This is a genomic window from Acinetobacter sp. GN11 (assembly GCF_054823985.1).
The window spans coordinates 18,781-39,279 of sequence record NZ_JRVL01000058.1 but is presented as its reverse complement, the minus strand read 5'-3'; the positions used below and the strand labels follow the sequence as shown (position 1 = coordinate 39,279).

The following is a 20,499-nucleotide window of genomic DNA, read 5'->3' as shown; positions in this document are numbered from 1 at the left end:
AAAAAAGAAAAATATATAGTTGGCACTTGCTTTGCTTAAAGACTTTTCAGCAATATCGCTAACTACAACAAAAAGGGATCAAATCCACGATGAAAAAAAAATACAATGTTCGATCTCAGGTAACCCCCAAGATCGGCAAAACAATTCTTAAATTAAGTACCCTTAGTTTAAGCATGATGTGTCTTACCATGGCGCAAGCAGCAGAAACAGAACAATCAAGCAATGATGATAAACCCGTCAAAGTTGTAAAAGTTGCTGTGACAGGCTCTTCAATCAAGGGAGTTGCAGCTCAAAGCGCTTCACCCATTACCATTGTAAAAGTCGATGAAATTTTAAAACAAGGGGTGACCACAACTGAAGAAGCTTTAGCAAAAATTAGTGCAAACCAATCGAACTTTGTTACCGCCAGCAACGTGGGTGCAAGTAAAACAGCTGGTTCGGCAGCAAACCTGAGAGCCTTAGGTGCCAATAAAACACTTGTTTTACTTAATGGTCGTCGATTAGCTGCAAATGCTTATGATAGCGGCGTCACAAACTTAAATATTATTCCACTCGCCATGTTAGACCGAATCGAGGTTTTAAGAGATGGTGCCTCTTCCATTTATGGAACAGATGCAATTGGCGGGGTAATTAACTTTATTACCAAAAAGCAGTTTACAGGACTTAACCTAACCGCTGGCTATCAAAAACCAGAAGAAAAAGGCGGTGAGCAACAAGACTATAGTATCTTTGGTGGCTTCGGTGACCTAGATGAAAATGGCTATAACGTTTTTGGTGTGGTGGACTATCGCAAAGGCGATGATGTCATGGCCAAAGACCGTAAAGTTAGTCGACGTGGGGGCATACTACCTGAATTAGGAATCCACAAAACTAGTAGTGGTTCATTCCCTGCTAATGTCCCTGGTTTAGGTAATCCCTATGCAGCTACAGGGTGTGGTAATAATCCTCTAGTAGAGGCTGATGGTCAACTTTGTAAATATAATAGCCAAGCAGTAATTGGTATTGTTCCAAAAACTGAAGATATCTCAGCTATGGGCCGAGCTACTTTTAAACTAAATGATAATTTTAACGCGATTGCAGAATATTTATATGCAAGAAGTGAAGTCACTACTTCAGTTGCGCCAGATGTATTTTTTGATCTGACGCTTGACCCTAGTAGTAAATATTATCCAGGAAATGGCATAACTCCCGCTCTTGCTGGAGCTACTGAAACTATCCCTCTATATCTGCGTTCACAATCTGGCAACCGTATAAGTAACAGTATTAACCAATCTCATAGATTGTTTGCTGGTATTGAGGGTGAAACTCATGGTTGGGATATTAATTCAGGCGTTACCTATGCGCATAGTAGTGCATCGGATGCTATCGTAAGTGGCTATTTAAACTTTGATAAAACACAAGAAGCTTTAAATAATGGTATTTTAAACCCATTCGGACCACAAAACCCTGAAGATGCTAATGCATGGAATGAATTAGGCGTTGAAGGTAAATACTTAAAAGCCAACCTAGATGCAACTACCGTTGATTTCACTGCAAGTCGACCTATATTTAAATTACCAGCAGGAGACGTTGGTTTTGCGATTGGAGCAAGCTATCGTTATGAAGATTGGACTTCAAAAGTCGTTACTGATGTTGCCCGAGTCGCACCTAGTACAGGTGTCGATCCTGATGAACCAGTAAATACTGGTGATCGTAATATTAAATCGGTATTTACCGAATTTCATATTCCACTTCTTAAAACTTTAGAAGCTCAAATTGCCGCTCGTTATGATGACTACAATGATTTTGGCGATACATTTAATCCAAAATTTGCACTTCGTTGGGAACCTATTAAACAGTTAATGTTCCGTACTACTTATAGTACTGGCTTCAGAGCTCCAACACTTTGGGAAGTGAATGGACCAAACTCAGTAACTAATACGGGTGGATACTATTATGATCCCGTACTCTGCCCAGGGAATGTCTTAAAACCAGGTGGTGTAAGAGAACGTGATTGTAATATGCAATTCGACAGACAAAATGGGGGAAATAAAACTCTAGATCCAGAAGAGTCAAAGTCTTTTACTGCAGGCTTAGTATTTGAACCAATTAAAAATTTAGCCTTCACTCTCGACTATTTCAATATCGAAGTCGACAAGCAAATTGCTACACTTTCAGAAACTGCTATTTTTGATGACCCTGTGAAATATGCAGACAAATTTGTACGTAATCCTGATGGTTCATTAGATTATATTATTACAACACAACAAAATTTAGGTGGAATTAAAACATCTGGGTTTGATGTGGGCTTAAGTTGGGTTTCTCCAATGACTGCTACAGGTCGTTTTGGTTTCAATATTGATGGTACATATATAACAGACTATAAATATCAAGCCGAGCCAAATGGAGAATGGATAGGTGTTGCCGGCACTTATAGTGGCCTAGACTACCAAGCTATTATTCTTCGCTGGAAACATACTGCAAACCTAAATTGGAATTATGAAAACTGGGCTTTAAACCTACAACAAAATTTTTCACGCGGTTATGAAGATCAAAATTCAACTTCTTCTGTTAAGCCTGGTTATAGAAATCACAAGGTAAGCGACTATACAACATACAATATTTCAGGCACTTATAAAGGCTTTAAAAATCTAGAAGTGACCGCTGGTATCAAAAATATTTTTGATGAAGACCCTCCTGCTTCAAATGTCGGTGACAACTTCCAAATGGGATATGACCCACGTTATGCAGATCCTTTAGGGCGTACGTACTTTGTAAGAGGTACATATAAGTTCTAAATGGTTGTTCTGCAAATATAACTCTCAACAGTTAATTTGCAGAACAAATACTCATTCTTAGCCAAACAGTCATTTTAAAAATTGTTTGTCTACAGTTTCAGGAGTAACTATGGGCATGACTTTTACAGACATAGAAAATAAATCTGCAAAGCGCCTTATTGGTATTGCCGCAGTACTTTTTCTGCATCTTATTGTTGCCTATATTCTGATGTCAGGTTTAGCAAACAATATTCAAAAACCAGCAGAAAAACCTGTGGAATTACAAATTATTCAAGATATTAAACCGCCTCCTCCCCCTAAGCCAGAGGAGCCAAAACCTAAGGAAAAACCGCCTGAACCACCTAAAATGGTAGAAAAAGTTGCCAAAGTTCCTGAGCCGCTTAAACAAGTAGAGAAAGTAGCGACACCGGTACAAAAAACGACACCAGTAGCTCAACCGACTAAAGTTGCTACACAAGCTCCGGCTGCACCTAGCACCCCATCACCAAGCCCTGTTGCCGCACCGGCTCCAGTGGCAGCTGCCCCAGCTCCAAAACCAGCTGGCGTAACACGCGGTGTTTCGGAAGGTTCTGCTGGCTGTGAAAAACCGGAATATCCACGTGAAGCACTGATGAATGAAGAACAAGGTACCGTGCGTATACGTGTTTTGGTTGATACTTCAGGCAAAGTCATTGATGCAAAAGTAAAAAAATCAAGTGGCAGCAAAACCTTAGATAAAGCGGCAACTAAAGCTTACAGCTTATGTACGTTCAAACCAGCAATGAAAGACGGCATGCCTCAGCAAGACTGGTACGAAATTGAATATCCATTCGTAATTGAATAAACAACTGAATTAGTAAGAAATTAAAAAATATTGGAGATAATATGATGAAAAAATCAACTCAACCGTTAGTACGTTTCGCTTCTGCAAGTCTAATCGCAGCATGTTCATTGCTTCCATTAAGTACAGTTTTTGCCGAAGAAACGAATAATGCTCCTGTTGCAACAGCAACCACTGAAGCAACTTCAAATACAAATACTCCTACTCCACCACCAAAACCAGCAACAAGCGAAACTGTTAAAAATCCTTATGGTCTAGAAGCTCTTTGGCGTGAGGGAGATTTAGTCGCTAAATCTACCTTATTTATATTAGTACTCATGTCTATTGGTACGTGGTACATCATTGTCTCTAAATTCTTACAACAAGCTAAAGTAAAACGCCAAGGCAAAGAGGCAGAGAAAAGTTTTTGGGAAGCCACCTCATTAGATAATGCAGCTGATAATTTAGAGCAAAGTAGCGCATATCGCTTTATTGCAGAAAAAGGCATTAACTCAACCAAATCGCACGGCGGTTCTTTACTTGAACGAATCGATTTTAATACATGGGTGAGCATATCAATTCAACGTGCAATTGAAAAAATACAAAATCACTTAGGTGGCGGCTTAGCCTTTTTGGCAACAGTTGGATCTACGGCACCATTTGTTGGTCTTTTTGGTACGGTTTGGGGAATTTATCATGCATTAACAGCGATCGGAATTTCAGGTCAAGCATCTATTGATAAAGTTGCTGGTCCTGTCGGTGAAGCTTTAATTATGACAGCTATTGGTCTGGCAGTCGCAGTACCTGCTGTACTTGGTTACAACTGGCTGACTCGCCGTAATAAAGCAGTTATGGAAAATGTTCGTTCGTTTGGTTCAGATTTACACGCAGTTTTGTTAAGCGGAGAAATTAGTACCAATAATTCGGTTAACCGCAGCATTAAATAACGAGGAGCAAACGTTATGGGTATGAGTGTTGGTTCTGAAGATGACGATGAAATGATTGGTGCAATTAATACGACGCCTCTGGTTGATGTCATGTTGGTTTTACTTATTATTTTTCTAATTACGATTCCGGTAGTCACACATACGGTTCCAGTGAAACTACCAGAAGAAAAAAATACTCCATATGCCACCACACCTGAAAATATTCAACTTTCTGTGAACAAGAAAGGAGATATTTTCTGGAATGAAAGCTATGTGCCTAATAAAGTAATATTGCTATCAAAGCTTCAAGCAGTTGCGCAAAAAAGGCCTCAGCCAGAAGTTCATATTCGTGGAGATCAGCTTACTCATTTTGAGGCAATAGATCAGGTCATTAGTACGACCAAACAAGCTGGTATTGGCAAAATTGCATTTGTTACTACCCCTCCAGCCTCCCAGTAATTATTTTAAGGAGAATTTTATGGGTATGAATGTCGGTTCAAATAATGATGACGATGTGATGTTGGAGGTCAACATGACACCTCTTATTGATGTCATGTTGGTACTTATTATTATGTTCATTATTACCATTCCAGCGCCAAACAACGCGATTAATATTAATTTGCCAAATGGCACACCGCCACCAACAAATGAGAAGCCACCTGAAGTGATTGATGTAAGAATTGACGCAGCAGGTAAAGTGTTTTGGAATAATCAGCAGGTTTCAGACCGCACCGCACTAGAGACTTTATTTCAAGGTGTGGTTGCCAAAAAAGATCAAGACCAGATCAAACTTAAACCAGATCAAATGGCTGAATATAAAAATGTAGCGATGGTCATGGCTATAGCGCAGCGTTTAGGTGTCACCAAAATTGGAATTGTGAGCAGTAACTAATATTGCTTTTAAATCTATTCTATTACTTCATACGCTAACTGGAATTTTCAGTTAGCGTTTTTTTTGAAGGGAAATATTCAACTCTAAAATAATATCTCCACATTCATCATATTCTCCAGTTTCTATAAAACCCAATTTTTTATAAAGTTTTCCAGCACAATGATTAGATGATTTATACATAGTTCGAATGCGTTTAGCTCCTTTTGTAAATATTTCATCAATTGCGATTTGCAACGCTGCGGCACCATAACCTTTAGCTTGATTATTTTTATCAATCATAAAACGAAATAACCAGAATAATGTCTCATCAGGTGGATCAATTTCGACGCAATACATTAAGAACCCAATGACGTCATTATTGAAACAAATCACTCTTGGACAGTAATGTTCTTCCACTTTAGACTCAGCAATAGAATATACATTTGGTGCAACATAGTCTTTTTGAGATTCATCCAAAGATAATCTTGCACATTGAATCCAATTATTACTATCTAGACTTTTCAAATTAATCAAATTCAAAGATCCCCTTTAGAGATACATTTTCATAGTTTAAGCAAAAAATATACCGAGAACAAAAAAAGCCTCCGAAGAGGCTTTTTTTATGACAGGTTAAAATTAGTCACCTGTATAACCTTTTAACTTTAAACGAGCAGCATGAAGTAATGGCTCAGTATAACCTGAAGGCTGTTCACACCCTTTGAAGATAAGATCAGAAGCTGCTTGGAAAGCAATGTTGGTTTCAAAGTTAGCAGCCATTGGTTTATACAATGGATCATTCGCGTTTTGCTCATCAACAATTTTTGCCATGCGTTTAAGCACTTCTTCAACTTGTTCACGAGTCACAATACCATGACGTAACCAGTTTGCTACGTGTTGAGAAGAAATACGTAATGTTGCACGGTCTTCCATTAAACCTACGTTATTAATATCAGGAACTTTCGAACAACCCACGCCTAAGTCAACCCAACGAACAACGTAACCTAAAATACCTTGGCAGTTATTTTCAAGCTCATTGTTAATTTCTTCTGCTGACCAGTTTGTTTCTGGTGCAAACGGAGGAGTCAACAAGTCATCTAATGACAACATTTCTTCAGTTTTCAACTGATCTTGACGTGCTTTAACATTCACTTGATGGTAATGCATCGCATGAAGCACTGCACCTGCTGGAGATGGAACCCAAGCACATGAAGCACCCGCATTTGGATGTGCAGCTTTAGTTGCCAACATATCTTTCATGCTATCTGGTTTTGGCCACATGCCTTTACCAATTTGTGCTTTACCTTGTAAACCAGTCTTCAAACCAATTGCAACGTTACGGTTTTCGTAAGCAGCAATCCATTTTTGTGTTTTTACAGCCTCTTTACGCACAACTGGCGCAGCTTCCATTGACGTATGAATTTCATCACCAGTACGGTCCATGAAACCAGTATTAATAAAGATCGTGCGATCTTTTGCAGCAGCAATACAGTTTTTCAAGTTTACAGATGTACGGCGCTCTTCATCCATAATACCGATTTTTAACGATTTAGGTGGTAACCCAATCGCCTGTTCAGCACGTTCAAATAACTCTACAGCAAACGCAACTTCTTCTGGACCATGCATTTTTGGTTTAACAATATACATAGAACCTTTACGAGAGTTCTTATTTTCGTTTTCACTACGGATGTCTGCAACTGATAACAATGGTGTTACCAATGCATCCATAATACCTTCGAAAATTTCTTCGCCATCTACCAAAATAGCTGGGTTAGTCATTAAGTGACCTACGTTACGAAGTAACATAAGTGAACGACCATGAAGTTTTGTAGTGCCACCAATTAAATTCTTAATTTCGCGATCTTTATTTAAATCACGAACAATTGTTTTACCATTTTTCTCGATAGATTCTTGAAGCGTACCTTTCATTAAACCTAACCAGTTACGGTAACCTTCAACTTTTTCTTCAGCATCTACTGCTGCAACAGAATCTTCTAAATCCTGAATAGTAGTTACAGCCGCTTCGAATGTTAAGTCTTTAACACCCGCTAAATCAGTTTGACCAATTGGGCTAGATGCATCAATTTCGATAATGACATGAAGACCATTACTTAAAAGAACAACTTCCGTAGGATTCGCTTCTTCACCATTGAAACCAACAAACTGAGCTTCATGAGCTAAACCTGTTTTTGAACCATCTTTCAAAGTCACAACAAGTTTATTTTGCTCAATTGCATATTTTGTCGCATCTGCATGTGAGCCTTCTGCGAGTGGGAAAACTTCATTTAAGAAATTTTTAGCAAACTCAATTACTTTTGCACCACGTACAGGATTATATCCTTTCCCTTTTTCAGCTCCGCCTTCTTCAGAAATTACATCGAAGCCGTAAAGTGCATCATATAAAGAGCCCCAACGAGCATTCGCTGCATTTAAGCAATAACGAGCATTACGTACAGGTACAACTAACTGCGGCCCTGCCAATAATGCGATTTCTTCATCAACATTTTCAGTTGTAATTTGAAAGTCTTCAACTTCTGGCAATAAATAACCAATTTCAGTTAAGAACGCCTTATAAGCACCTAATTCAAATTTATTGTTACGGTGCCATTCATCAATTTTTGCTTGTAATTCATCACGCTTAGCCAATAATGCTTTATTTTTTGGGCTAAGATCGACAACAACTTGCTCAAAGTTCTTCCAGTAAGTTTCACTATCTAAACCAGAACCTGGTAAAGCTTCATTTTCGATAAAATCGTAAAGTTCTTTAGCAATCGCTAACTTGCCTTTTTGAATACGTGCAGTCATTGTCTTTCCTGAAGTTGCTACTTTTTATACCAAGAGAATCCTAGTATACCGATTTAAATTAAGCTGAATACTAATATCACATTCCTAAATAGTGAGCATTTTCCCTTGCAAAAATATTGACAAAGATAAATTTCCCTATATAGGAAATATTAAAATTCTAACTAGGATTCCCAACAATTTATTCAATATTTAAAGATACTGAAACTAGACTTTTTGTTAACAGACAAAAAAGTTCACTATCTTATTTTTCTAAAGCGTATTTAGTTATATCAAACTTTGCAGCGTGAAAAAGCATTATTTAACTAAATTCATCTATTTTTGTTGTAAAAAAAGCGCTCAATCTAGAGCGCTTTTCATATCTATTTTTTATGCGTTTTTAGCTTCATCAATATGACGATGTTCTGAATGCAAATATTCATCCGATTGCATTTCTAACAAACGCGAGCGAGTACGCTCAATTTCAAATGCTAACTTTTCACCTTGATAAATATCAATAATACTATCTTGAGACGTTAAAAGTAATTTTACTCCACGGTCATAAAATTCATCGACTAAATAAATAAAACGACGTGTACCTTCAGACAAGAAATCTGTTAAATGTGGAACATTACTTACCAGAACCGTATTATAGATATTTGCAATTTCAATAAAATCTGCTGGGCTACGCGGTTTAAAGCAAAGTTCAGAAAACTCACACCACAACACATCTTCGGTATGTCCTAGAGTCTCGACAATACGATTATTAATTACAATTGGTTCTTGAGAATGAGCTTGTGTATGCGTTAAAGCGCTAAAACGTTCCGACATCCAACTTTGGACTTCATTACTTAATGGCGACTTAAATAATTGAGCTTGTTTTAAGACACGTAAACGATAATCTACACCCGCATCTACATTTAAAACAGTGCAATTCTTTTTAACCATTTCAATTGTTGGTAAAAAGCGATCACGATGAATACCGTTTTTATATAAACCGTCTGGTGCAATATTTGATGTTGCAATTAATGTCACACCACGAACAAATAATTTTTGAAATAAATCACTTAGAATCATTGCATCCGTTACGTTTGATACAAAGAACTCATCAAAACAAATAACGACTGCATCTTTATAAATTTGGTCAGCCACAATTTCAAGTGGATTACGTTGACCAGAAAGCTTATTTAACTCTTTATGAACATGTTGCATGAAATGATGAAAATGCATACGTGTTTTACGGCGAAACGGCACTGACTCATAAAATTGATCCATAAGCCAAGTTTTTCCACGACCTACTCCGCCCCACATATAGACACCATTAGGTGAAGTTTGGCGGCGAAAACGACGGAAAGCTTTTTTAGAGGCTTTATAACGGTTTAAAAGTTCTTTCCATACACGATCTAATTCTTGCACTGCCTGTGCTTGCGCTTCATCTGCCATAAACTGGCCTGAAGCTAAAGCCTCAGCATAGCGTTCTGCTGGGGAAGAAGGTGAGAATGCAGTACTATGAGAAGATTTTAAATTTAACATATCGTTTTATTTCAATTTTAACTGATAGGAGTATAGCGAACATTTTGTTCAACCACATTAGCTTTTAGCATCAAGAATTACGACGATGACTCTTTGCTATATTGTCGAGGACTCTGTCCAAACCATCTTTTAAATGCATGATTAAATGCCGCTGGTTCAGAATAACCGAGCAATTCAGCAATAACTTCTATTGAGTATTCCCTATATTCCATAAGCTTTAATGCCTTATTCTTGATAATTTGTTCACGAATTTGCTTATAACTCGTATTTAACTGTTGCAATTGATGCCTTAATGTCCTTTCAGGCATTTTCAATGCAAAAGCTGTTTCCGCCATGCTCGGGATAATTCCTTGTTGCAACTCAAGATAATCTTGCACACATTGTATGATATGTGGAGTTTGGTGATCTTGTTGATTTAATCTTGTTATTTCTGTAATACATTTTGACTCATAAATACGATGTGTAATGATGTCCGCAGAAGGGATTTTGATTTCAAGCACATCCTTGCTTAGGCTAAAAGCTGCATATTTACCATTAAAGTGCACATCATCGCCATAATATGCAAAATAGCGAGATAAAGTATCTGAATCAGTTGGTTTTTCAAATGGAAGTTCTACACGCATAGCGGGCATTTGTAATCCCATCATCATATAAATATCTTGAATAAATTTATAAGTTCCTGAAACTTCACATTGGGCGCGCAACTGTCCCACTTGGGTTTTCAAATCAACAGGCAAATAATTTAAAATGGTACGTTCATCGGTTTCGTAGAGGCCTAAAGCACCAAACAAATGAGTAAGTTTTTGATATTGGATCCCTTTGTTTAACGCAGTTTGCACATCATTACTTGTTACAAGCAACATCAGCAAGGGTCCATAACCTGCTAAAGCATAATGCTGACCAATAAATAGACCCTTCTCAGGCTCAACATTTTCACTAATAATTTGTTGAATATCCCATTCTAGGCGATCATGAATTGTGGAACTCGGATCTAAAGCATCAACCTTAATTCCCATACCAGCCAAACGTGAGTCGACATCAATGCCTGCATTGCGCATTCCTTGAATTAAATACATTAAACCAAGTATCGACCGTTTCATTCTTCTATCAATTTCCCTAGACTCAAATGTTTTACTATAAAGAAGAAAGAAAATTAATTGCCGAATCTATCAATTTTCACGTCGATCCAATCATGTTTAAACTGCTCAAAAAACGTTAGTCTTGCATGCAATCCTCTTTTCAGCTTATGCAGGGTTTCCAATGTTAAACGCAAAGCAAGATGCTATTCAAAAAACTAAAATCGCTATTATTGGTGCTGGATTTGGTGGCCTAGCAATGGCAATCCGTTTACTGCAAAATCAACAACAAGACTTTGTTATTTTAGAAAAATCAAATGATGTGGGCGGAACGTGGCGAGAAAATCGCTATCCAGGCGCAGCATGTGATGTTCAATCTCATATGTACTCCCTCTCTTTTGCTCCCAAAACTGACTGGTCAAAACGTTACGCTGAAGCACCAGAGATTTTCCAATATATTCAAGATATTACAGAAAAATATAAGATTAAAAATTACTGTAAGTTCAACCACGATGTAACTCATATCCAATATGATGAGATGCGTCACGTGTGGACTCTTGATTTTAAAAATCAGCCTTCGATTGAAGCTCAATTTGTAGTTTTTGCATCAGGCCCCCTACACATCCCACAAATCCCTCATATTCAGGGTATCGAAAAATTCAAAGGAAAAGTTTTTCACTCTTCACAGTGGGAGCATAACTATAACCTAAACGGCAAATCAGTCGCTTCTATTGGTACAGGTGGTAGTGCAATTCAATATATTCCAGAAATAGCTAGAGATGTTAAGCAGCTCTATGTATTTCAACGGACCGCTGCTTGGGTAATACCACGAGATGAACGCAAATACTCAGGTTTGAGTAAAGCATTATTCAAATCTTCTAATCTTTATCGTCAAATTCATCGTAGTCGTCTTTACTGGAGTAATGAGTCACGCGTTGTACCCATTGTTCAACCCCAAATCATGAAATATGGTCAAAAATTGGCAGAAGCTTTCATTCGCTTCCAAGTGAAAGATAAAGAGTTGGCACAGAAACTCACACCAGATTTTGTGATGGGATGTAAAAGGATTCTTATTTCAAATAAATACTTCCCTACATTTAACCGTAAAAATGTTGAGCTAGTAACGAATGATATTCAAGAAATTAAAGAAAATAGTATTGTTACGAAAGATGGTAAAGAACGACCTATTGATTGTTTAATTTACGGTACAGGTTTTATTACTGACCCACGTATTTACTTGAAACATTTCACTTGTATTGGACGCAATCAAATAGAGTTAAAACAAGCATGGAAAGATGGTGCAGAAAGTTATTATGGCATTATGACTAAAAACTTTCCGAACCTGTTTCAGCTAGTCGGCCCTAATACAGTATTAGGTCATAATTCAGTTATTTTTATGATTGAATCTCAAGTAAATTACATTTTACAACTCATTCAACTCGTAGAAAAGTCTGGGCAAAAAGCGATTGAGATCAAACCAGAAGTTCAAGATGCTTTTAACGAGCGGGTTCAAACTCAGCTTCAAGGGACTGTATGGCAAGCTGGGGGTTGTAGTAGCTGGTATCAATCTGCCGATGGAAAAAACTTTTCACTATGGCCAACCTATACATGGAAGTATTGGTTAGAAACACGCAAAGTTAATCCTAAAGATTACTTACTCTTAAATAAAAGCTCACAGTGCTATGCAGCTTAAAATGTTCAAGACATAATAGGTGAGTTGAAAACAATCCACCTATTATTATATGCAATCTTTTTATCTCATCATTCAAATTTTTTTAGCACTTGCTTTCGGCTTTTTTCTAGCACCCAAAATATCTCTAAATATCCGACAGTTTATTTTTAAAATACTGCCCTATTTTTCTTATATTCTTTTAGCGAGTGTGGCTTTAGAGTTAACATTAGCACTTGATCAAATTGAGGATCCTTCTGCCATAGTTCCACCAGCTATAATCATTGCGCTAACCACATCTTTTGGTTCTTTTTTTACATGTTTATTGGCTTATACAATTTTTGATAAACAAAGTGTGAAAGGAAAAATCTCACTTCAACTCTTTGTAAATGCTCTAAAGAATATTGCAAAAGCTTTTCTTGCCTTAGGCATCGGTGTTCTATTAGGAACTATCGCCACTCAATTCAATTCACATATGGCATTTAATAGTTGGTATTTATTATTACTATTTATTTTCTTAATTGGTATTGAGCTTGCGTTCACCCACTTCAACCGTACGTGGTTAAGCTGGAAAATTTTAATTGTACCTTTAGCCGCTTTTATAGGGTCATGTATCGCAGGCTTCATCAACTACTTTTTGCTTAATAAACATTTTGCACTGAATGAGACGTTAGCATTAGCACAAGGTTATGGTTGGTATTCAATGTCAGGTATCTTATTTACGCAATTGCGCTCGGCAGAACTAGGTGGTATCGCCTTATTAACTGATTTATTTAGAGAAATTGTTGCTATATTTTTAATGTATACAATGGGATGGCGCTTTCCACGTCCTGCTATCTCAAGTGCTGGCGCAACTTCAATGGATGTTACATTAGCTATGGTAAAACAGTCATGTGGCACACATTATGTACCACATGCCATGATGAGCGGCTTATTATTAAGCCTACTCGCCCCGCTATTAATTAGCTTATTCCTAAATTTTTAAGCAATTGAAGTAAGAATAGACTTCAACATTTCTGTTGGATTTTCAGCTTTAGTAATCGGTCGACCAATGACCAAATGTGTAGAACCATCAAGCATAGCTTGCTTCGGAGTCACAATACGTTTTTGGTCGTCCGCATTTGACCCTTCTGGGCGAATACCAGGTGTTACTAAAGAGAAGTCTTGTCCAATCAATTCACGAAGAATTTTAGCTTCTTGTGCGGAACAAACCACACCATCCAAGCCACTTTCTTTAGTGAGTTTAGCTAAGCGCTTTACATGCTCCACTGGTTCAACATCTAAACCAATATCTTTTAAATCTTCACGTCCCATTGACGTCAACACAGTGACCGCAATCAACTGAGTTTGATAGTTGCCTGCTTTTAAACGCTCTACACAAGTTTCCATCATTTTACGGCCACCTGAAGCATGGACGTTGACCATCCACACTCCTAAATCAGCTGCTGCACAAACAGCCTGAGCGGTAGTATTTGGAATATCATGAAATTTAAGATCAAGAAAAACTTCAAAGTTTTGTTCTTGAAGTTTTTTTACAACAGATGGGCCTTCATGAGTAAAAAGCTCTTTACCCACTTTTACACGACATAAAGTAGGATCAAGTTGTTCAACAATTTTTAAAGCGTCATATTGGCTTTTTGCATCTAACGCAACAATGATACTCAAGAGACTTTCTTCCATCACATAAAATCAGCATCATTATAATAGACAAGTCATCAAGTAATAAAGGAATGTATAAGGAAGGCTTTTAAATTTAGAGATAATAATGCTACGGGGACTAATTTTTAGAAAAATAAAAAGAAGAACATTCGAATAAATTAAGAAATATACTACTCTTTACTCGTGAATAAAGAGTAGTGTTCGAATTATAACGGAGTAGAATTTTTATCTTGGGGATAAGCATCTAAAACGGTTTTTTCATGTCTTACATTTGCAGCGGCTTCTGCTGCTGCCAATTGAGCAGTTTGAATCTGTTCTTTTCTCAAATAGTCGATATCTTTACGAAGACGTTTAATTTCCCAGCTTTTTTGAAACACTCTGAAAACTTGCACACCTAACAAAAGACCAACTACCGTTCCAAGTACTAATGTGAGTAGCAATAATAAGCCTAATCGCATAGCTGGAACTTGGGTAAATAACAAATCAACAGAAAGCTCTGTTGGATTTTGCAATACTAGTGCTAAAGAATAACCAAATACAACAATGAGCAATGCAATTAAAATATAACGCATAGGCACCCCGCTTATAAATTTTTTATTTATTTCCCGGATTCGTTGACTGCATCACGCAGTGCTTTACCGGGTTTGAAATGTGGAACAGCTTTAGCTGCCACTTCTACTGATCTTCCTGTTTTAGGATTGCGACCAACTCTTGGATCACGGTGGTGTAAAGCAAAGCTACCAAAACCACGGATTTCAATTCGATTATCAGTTGATAGTGCTTCTATCATTTGATCAATCATAATTTTAACCGCTTCTTCCACCAAAGGTTCAGCTAAGTGTGGGTTTTTTAGCGCAATGCGTTCAATTAAATCAGACTTATTAAGAGCTTCAGTAGTCATCTACGACCTCGTTATTTATTGCTACTCTATGTCGTCTGATAATAACCTGTTTAAATACAAAACGGTAGCGCAGTATGTTGAATACTAGGCTACCGTTTACAGTAATTTGTATAAAAAGTACAATTCCGTTACATGAAACTGTACTTTGTTAACCTATTACTTCATTTGTGCTTTAATCAAGTCACCAATAGTCTTAGGACCATTTTCTTGACTTGTTGTTGCTGTACGTAAAGTAGCAACTGCTTCTTTCTCTTCAGCTTCGTCTTTTGCTTTAACAGACAAGTTGATAGAGCGAGATTTACGATCAACGTTGATGATTTTCGCTTCAACTTCTTGACCAACTTCTAAGAATTTAGTTGCATCTTCAACGCGGTCACGGTTGATTTCAGAAGCTTTAAGAGTAGCTTCTACTTCGTCAGCTAACTTAACAGTTGCGCCACGAGCATCAACTGCAGTTACAGTACCTTTAACTAAAGTACCACGTTCGTTAGCAGCTAAGAAATCATTGAACGGATCGCTGTTCAATTGCTTAATACCAAGGCTGATACGGTTACCTTCAGCGTCTACAGACAAGATAACAGCTTCAACAGTGTCACCTTTCTTGTAACGACGAATAGCTTCTTCGCCTTGCTCGTTCCAAGAAATATCAGACAAGTGTACTAAACCGTCGATACCGCCATTCAAGCCAATAAAGATACCAAAGTCAGTGATAGACTTGATAGTACCAGATACTTTTTCGCCTTTCTCATGAGCTTTAGCAAACTCTTCCCATGGGTTAGCACGAGTTTGTTTGATACCAAGGCTGATACGACGACGTTCTTCATCAACTTCAAGAACCATAACATCAACTTCATCACCAATCTGAACAACTTTAGATGGGTGGATGTTTTTGTTAGTGTGGTCCATTTCAGAAACGTGAACTAAACCTTCAACGCCTTCAGCGATTTCAGCGAAACAACCGTAGTCAGTTAAGTTAGTTACACGAGCTTTAACGATAGAACCTTTAGGGTAACGGTTCATGATCGCTAACCATGGATCTTCGCCTAATTGCTTAAGGCCTAAAGATACGCGGTTACGCTCACGGTCAAATTTAAGTACTTTAACAGTAACTTCTTGACCAACTTCAACAACTTCTGAAGGGTGCTTGATACGTTTCCAAGCCATATCTGTGATATGGAGAAGACCATCAATACCGCCAAGATCAACGAATGCACCGTAATCAGTAAGGTTCTTGATTGTACCTGTAACTGTTTGACCTTCTTCAAGTTGAGCAAGTAATGCTTCACGGTCAGCAGAAGATTCTGCTTCCATAACAGCACGACGAGATACAACAACGTTATTACGTTTAGCATCAAGTTTGATTACTTTAAACTCTAACTCTTTACCTTCAAGGTGAGTAGTGTCACGGATAGGACGAGTGTCAACTAATGAACCTGGTAAGAATGCACGAACAGGACCGATGTCAACAGTGAAACCGCCTTTAACTTTACCAGAGATAACACCAGTAACGATTTCGCCATCTTCAAAGATTTTTTCAAGTTTAGTCCAAGTTTCAGCACGCTTAGCTTTTTCACGTGATAAAACTGTTTGACCCATACCGTTGTCAAGAGCTTCAACAACTACGTCAACAGTATCACCAACCTGAACTTCAAGTTCACGTTGTTCATTTAAAAATTCAGCACGGTCAACAATGCCTTCAGACTTTAGGCCAGTGTCAACAGTTACCCAGTCGCTATCGATGTTTACAACAACACCTTGGATGACTGCACCCTTTTCAACGTTGAGGTTTAATTCACTTTCTTCAAAGAGGGCTGCAAAAGATTCGGTCATGATATACCTGATAAATTCCGCGGTCTTGGATCAGACAAGGCCGGTTTAGTTAAGTATCAACATAGTCTTTATAGACTGATCAAGCTATGCGTCAACTGATAATTCTATTTGCTAAATGGTACGGCTATTGACATACTCAACCATTAACTTAAATACCTGATCGATCGTTAATTCCGAACTATCAATGATATAAGCGTCTTTGGCTGGCTTGAGTGGGGCAACTTCTCGCTCCATATCTCTTTTGTCGCGCGCCTGTATATTAGCTAAAATGTCGTTTATTTTAGCATCTAGGCCCATGCCCTGCAACTGTTTTACTCTTCGCTCGGCACGCGACTCAGCTGAAGCCGTTAGATAAATTTTTGCATTTGCTTCTGGGAAAATAGCTGTTGCCATATCACGCCCATCTGCAACTAAGCCAGGATTTTGTGCGAAAGCTCTTTGTCGCTCAAATAATGCCTGTCTAAGTTCTGGAATTGCTGCAACTTTCGATGCATATTCACCAACCCGCTCTGTACGAATTGTTTGAGATACATCTTCGCCATCTAGAAAAACTAGAATACCTGCTGCGGAAGTTTCAAATTTAATATCCAGTTGACGTGCATATTGAATACATTCATCGAGCTGACTGTCTAATTTCTCTAATAAATCGTGTTTATGTAATGACAACCCTAATAAACGATATAAGGCACCAGAATCAAGTAAATGATATTGATAATGTGCTGCAAGTTTTGCAGCCAATGTTCCTTTACCCGAACCACTCGGACCATCAATAGTAATAATTTGAACTGTCATTGAACTCTCACTAAGAAGCAATTGCTTTAGCTAATCTCGAAAAGCCTAGTGTAATGGCTAGTTTTAGCTGCGCAAGGATTAATTTACTTACCACAGGAGCTTTTGCCGTTAGCTCGATACGGTATGTAACTAAAGTTATATATGGGGTAATTTCAGAAAAATCGATTCGACCTAAATGATGTTTAATCAAAGGATTGTCTATTAATTTATATTCGATGCTTTTATTTTCCTCAAGCAATGTAATTTCTTCTTTAAGGGGCTTGATTGGGCCAAATCCCATACGACGAACTGAACCCAAACCATCAGGTCTTTTAGAATCTGCTGAGTCTTTCACACGTATGACTTGTAATGGTGCAAAAGCAGTATTGTAAGTTTCATGTTTAGAAAGCAGATTAAATACGTCACTAAGAGGAGCATTAAATTCTTTTTTTACGGTAATTACATTACGCATTGAATATTCCTTATTAAAATAACATGGCAGTAAAATTGCGTTAGTTTGCCATAAGCTCGTGTTACTTTTTAATCATTTAAGGACGTTTTCTGTTGTTTTTCTTGTTTCTTTTGCTCACGTCTTTGTTTAAAAAAATGACTGAGTTGTTGGGCACATTTTTCTTGTAAACAACATTGTTGAAAGGTAAATCTATGATTGTAATAACCATCTTGTAGTAACTGACGAGCACTTACCAATGAACCTGCTTTAGGTTCTGTTGTACCAAAAACTACATGTTTGATTCTTGCATGTACTAATGCTCCTACACACATTGTGCATGGCTCAAGAGTGACATATAAAGTTGCATCTTCAGGTAATCGATAATTATTTAAGGATAAACATGCTGCACGAATAGCTTGAATTTCTGCATGTGCAGTTGGATCTAACAAACTAATTGGAGCATTATAACCAGATCCAATCACTTGATTTTGACTCACTATAATCGCACCAACAGGAATTTCTCCCTGTTGTACAGCTAATTCAGCTTGCTCGTAAGCAAGCTGCATCCAATATTCATCACTATATTCAGTCATGTATTTTAGGTGATCACACCGTGTTGTCTAAGTAACGCATTCCAGCTATCTATTGAAGTGACTGGCGGACAATCAGCTAATATGCCTCTTAAGCTTAGGTCTTCACATGGTTTCCATTCTGGTGATAAATCTTTATCAACCAACCGTGCGCGAACCCCTTCTACAAAGTCAGGATGACGAATTTTCCACTCAGAAATCTGAGCTTCTAGATCAAACACTTCATCCCAAGAATGTATTTGTTTACCCCATTGCCACAACAACCAAGTAATAGCAGCAGTACTAGGAGATCCTTTTTGTAAGTTCTCACTCGCTTGACGCAACCAATCACTGCTCGCATCACGCAAACTCACAATAGCTTGATAATCTTGCTCAAAATTAAAGCCGCGACAAACGCTATGAATCACGTCTAGCGAGTTTTGTAATGGACCTGCCGCAACCGGACGATGCAGACTATTTAAAGTATCATCAATTGCGCGGAAATCCCCAGCAGGATAATGAGCCCAATTAATATTTAAAACTTTCTGCAAAACATTATCACGCTGTGCTTCACAAATATGGGTTGCCCAGCCGATGCTATATGCTCCAGCAGCTGTCATGATAGAACCTGTTAAACCAGTAAACAAACCTACCGGACCACGATCTGCTAGGAAACGACTCGCCCCGACATCTGGATATAAACCAATATTAATCTCAGGCATTGCTAAACGAGAATATGGGGTTACTAGACGGAATGGTGCTGCCATAAACAGACCCAAACCACCACCCATAACATAGCCTTCGCCCCAAACAACAACAGGTTTAGCATAATTATGTAAGAGTAAATCTAAAGCATATTCTTGCTGGAAAAACTTATTTGCAGTATCTACTTCTTGATTGATAACAAGTTGACGTAATTTTCTAACGTCACCACCTGCACAAAAAGCTTTCGGCGTAGTTGAATCTAACCAAATTGCTTTAACGCTCTCATCATCACGAAAATCTTCAAATACACGTAATAATGCCGTTACGATTGACTCATCTAAAGCATGCAATGATTTAGGACGATTCAAACGTACTATACGCCAGCCGTTTTTTGCTTCTTCGACCACCAAGTCCGGGTGATAGTTATTTAGATTGGGAGAGTTCATCATGCGTCCAATTGCCAGTCTATGGGCTCAATGCCATGTTGTTTCAAATATTGATTTGTTTTTGAGAACACTTTGCATCCAAAAAAACCACCTCTGTTTGCAGCAAGGGGCGATGGATGTGCAGCGGTTAAAACCAAGTGTTTATCTCTATTTATACGTTGTCCTTTGCGCTGTGCATAAGCACCCCACAAAATAAATACTATATGTTCTCTTTGCTCATTCAGGACATCAATGACTTCATCAGTAAATGCTTCCCAACCTTGCTTTTGATGTGAAGTTGGCTGTCCAGCCTCAACGGTAAGCACGCTGTTCAGTAAAAGCACCCCTTGATTAGCCCATTTCGTTAAGTCACCATGGCGAGGGGCTGGAATACCCAAATCTGTATGCAATTCATGAAAAATATTACGTAAAGATGGTGGTAATGCAATACCTTTTTGAACAGAGAAACTTAATCCATTCGCTTGGTTCGGTCCATGATATGGATCTTGTCCAAGAATAACGACCTTCACATCAGCCAATGGTGTCGTATTTAGAGCACTAAAGATTTGTTTACTCGGCGGATATATTATTTTTTGTGCTTGTTTCTCTTGAAATAAGAAATCGCGCAAATTATCCATTTGAGGGCTTAACAAAAAAGGCGCTAAAGATATTTTCCAGCTTTCTTCTAATTGAACTTTACTGAGTTTATCTTGCTGTTGCTCAGTTAATTGCATTAATGTCATCCTAGATCAATTTTCA

The 20,499-nt window shown here is 37.9% G+C and carries 20 protein-coding genes; 7 read left to right on the top strand and 13 right to left on the bottom strand.

Going from position 1 to position 20,499, the window contains the following annotated elements; genetic code table 11:
* The first annotated feature begins 89 nt into the window (after positions 1-89).
* The 5 genes from NL42_RS07665 to NL42_RS07645 all read left to right on the top strand — a co-directional run bounded on the left by NL42_RS07665 (position 90) and on the right by NL42_RS07645 (position 5,394).
* On the top strand, positions 90-2,777 hold the full coding sequence (locus tag NL42_RS07665; protein ID WP_461312323.1) for a TonB-dependent receptor: 2,688 nt from the start codon (positions 90-92) through the stop codon (positions 2,775-2,777).
* A gap of 109 nt (positions 2,778-2,886) precedes the next feature.
* A complete protein-coding gene (locus tag NL42_RS07660) occupies positions 2,887-3,600 on the top strand; it encodes an energy transducer TonB (RefSeq protein ID WP_461312322.1) in 714 nt (237 codons plus the stop codon).
* Between the two features lie 41 nt (positions 3,601-3,641).
* The gene (locus tag NL42_RS07655; RefSeq protein WP_461312321.1) at positions 3,642-4,523 is read left to right on the top strand and encodes a MotA/TolQ/ExbB proton channel family protein; all 882 of its coding nucleotides are present in this window, start codon (positions 3,642-3,644) and stop codon (positions 4,521-4,523) included.
* A 15-nt stretch (positions 4,524-4,538) separates the two neighbouring features.
* Positions 4,539-4,961 (top strand): ExbD/TolR family protein, encoded by a 423-nt coding sequence (locus NL42_RS07650; protein ID WP_461312320.1) that lies wholly within the window; start codon positions 4,539-4,541, stop codon positions 4,959-4,961.
* A gap of 19 nt (positions 4,962-4,980) precedes the next feature.
* Positions 4,981-5,394, top strand: coding sequence for an ExbD/TolR family protein (locus tag NL42_RS07645; RefSeq protein ID WP_461312319.1), 414 nt, complete (start codon positions 4,981-4,983; stop codon positions 5,392-5,394).
* A gap of 51 nt (positions 5,395-5,445) precedes the next feature.
* Here NL42_RS07645 and NL42_RS07640 read toward each other — a convergent pair whose 3' ends face one another.
* The 4 genes from NL42_RS07640 to NL42_RS07625 all read right to left on the bottom strand — a co-directional run bounded on the left by NL42_RS07640 (position 5,446) and on the right by NL42_RS07625 (position 10,784).
* Positions 5,446-5,907, bottom strand: a complete 462-nt coding sequence (locus NL42_RS07640) for a GNAT family N-acetyltransferase (protein ID WP_461312318.1) — start codon at positions 5,905-5,907, stop codon at positions 5,446-5,448.
* 102 nt (positions 5,908-6,009) lie between these two features.
* Positions 6,010-8,175 (bottom strand): malate synthase G, encoded by a 2,166-nt coding sequence (locus NL42_RS07635; protein ID WP_461312317.1) that lies wholly within the window; start codon positions 8,173-8,175, stop codon positions 6,010-6,012.
* Between the two features lie 366 nt (positions 8,176-8,541).
* Entirely contained in the window at positions 8,542-9,684 is a 1,143-nt protein-coding gene (gene zapE / locus NL42_RS07630; RefSeq protein WP_461312316.1) for a cell division protein ZapE, read from the bottom strand.
* Between the two features lie 77 nt (positions 9,685-9,761).
* Complete coding sequence (locus NL42_RS07625) at positions 9,762-10,784, bottom strand: helix-turn-helix domain-containing protein (protein ID WP_461312315.1); 1,023 nt, start codon at positions 10,782-10,784, stop codon at positions 9,762-9,764.
* 121 nt (positions 10,785-10,905) lie between these two features.
* On the opposite strand from NL42_RS07625, the gene NL42_RS07620 reads away from it, so the two are divergent.
* On the top strand, positions 10,906-12,453 hold the full coding sequence (locus NL42_RS07620) for a flavin-containing monooxygenase (protein WP_461312314.1): 1,548 nt from the start codon (positions 10,906-10,908) through the stop codon (positions 12,451-12,453).
* Between the two features lie 49 nt (positions 12,454-12,502).
* Complete coding sequence (locus tag NL42_RS07615) at positions 12,503-13,414, top strand: LysO family transporter (protein ID WP_461312313.1); 912 nt, start codon at positions 12,503-12,505, stop codon at positions 13,412-13,414.
* Here the strand turns inward: NL42_RS07615 and pyrF are convergent.
* The 9 genes from pyrF to ung all read right to left on the bottom strand — a co-directional run bounded on the left by pyrF (position 13,411) and on the right by ung (position 20,474).
* Complete coding sequence (pyrF, locus tag NL42_RS07610) at positions 13,411-14,109, bottom strand: orotidine-5'-phosphate decarboxylase (protein ID WP_034591309.1); 699 nt, start codon at positions 14,107-14,109, stop codon at positions 13,411-13,413. The genes NL42_RS07615 and pyrF overlap by 4 nt on opposite strands.
* A 185-nt stretch (positions 14,110-14,294) precedes the next feature.
* Positions 14,295-14,660: a lipopolysaccharide assembly protein LapA domain-containing protein gene (locus tag NL42_RS07605; RefSeq protein WP_016138294.1), complete on the bottom strand. Its 366-nt coding sequence runs from the start codon at positions 14,658-14,660 to the stop codon at positions 14,295-14,297.
* A gap of 26 nt (positions 14,661-14,686) precedes the next feature.
* On the bottom strand, positions 14,687-14,989 hold the full coding sequence (locus tag NL42_RS07600; RefSeq protein ID WP_003651488.1) for an integration host factor subunit beta: 303 nt from the start codon (positions 14,987-14,989) through the stop codon (positions 14,687-14,689).
* A 156-nt stretch (positions 14,990-15,145) separates the two neighbouring features.
* On the bottom strand, positions 15,146-16,819 hold the full coding sequence (gene rpsA, locus NL42_RS07595; RefSeq protein WP_461312312.1) for a 30S ribosomal protein S1: 1,674 nt from the start codon (positions 16,817-16,819) through the stop codon (positions 15,146-15,148).
* Positions 16,820-16,930: 111 nt separating this feature from the next.
* A complete protein-coding gene (gene cmk, locus NL42_RS07590) occupies positions 16,931-17,611 on the bottom strand; it encodes a (d)CMP kinase (RefSeq protein WP_252608350.1) in 681 nt (226 codons plus the stop codon).
* Between the two features lie 10 nt (positions 17,612-17,621).
* Positions 17,622-18,062: an SRPBCC family protein gene (locus NL42_RS07585; RefSeq protein ID WP_461312311.1), complete on the bottom strand. Its 441-nt coding sequence runs from the start codon at positions 18,060-18,062 to the stop codon at positions 17,622-17,624.
* Between the two features lie 68 nt (positions 18,063-18,130).
* The gene (gene tadA / locus NL42_RS07580) at positions 18,131-18,634 is read right to left on the bottom strand and encodes a tRNA adenosine(34) deaminase TadA (RefSeq protein WP_461312310.1); all 504 of its coding nucleotides are present in this window, start codon (positions 18,632-18,634) and stop codon (positions 18,131-18,133) included.
* A 5-nt stretch (positions 18,635-18,639) separates the two neighbouring features.
* Positions 18,640-19,764, bottom strand: a complete 1,125-nt coding sequence (locus tag NL42_RS07575; protein WP_080645555.1) for an enoyl-CoA hydratase/isomerase family protein — start codon at positions 19,762-19,764, stop codon at positions 18,640-18,642.
* Positions 19,761-20,474, bottom strand: a complete 714-nt coding sequence (gene ung, locus NL42_RS07570; RefSeq protein ID WP_461312309.1) for a uracil-DNA glycosylase — start codon at positions 20,472-20,474, stop codon at positions 19,761-19,763. Before ung ends, NL42_RS07575 begins: the two co-directional genes overlap by 4 nt.
* Between the last annotated feature and the right edge of the window lie 25 nt (positions 20,475-20,499).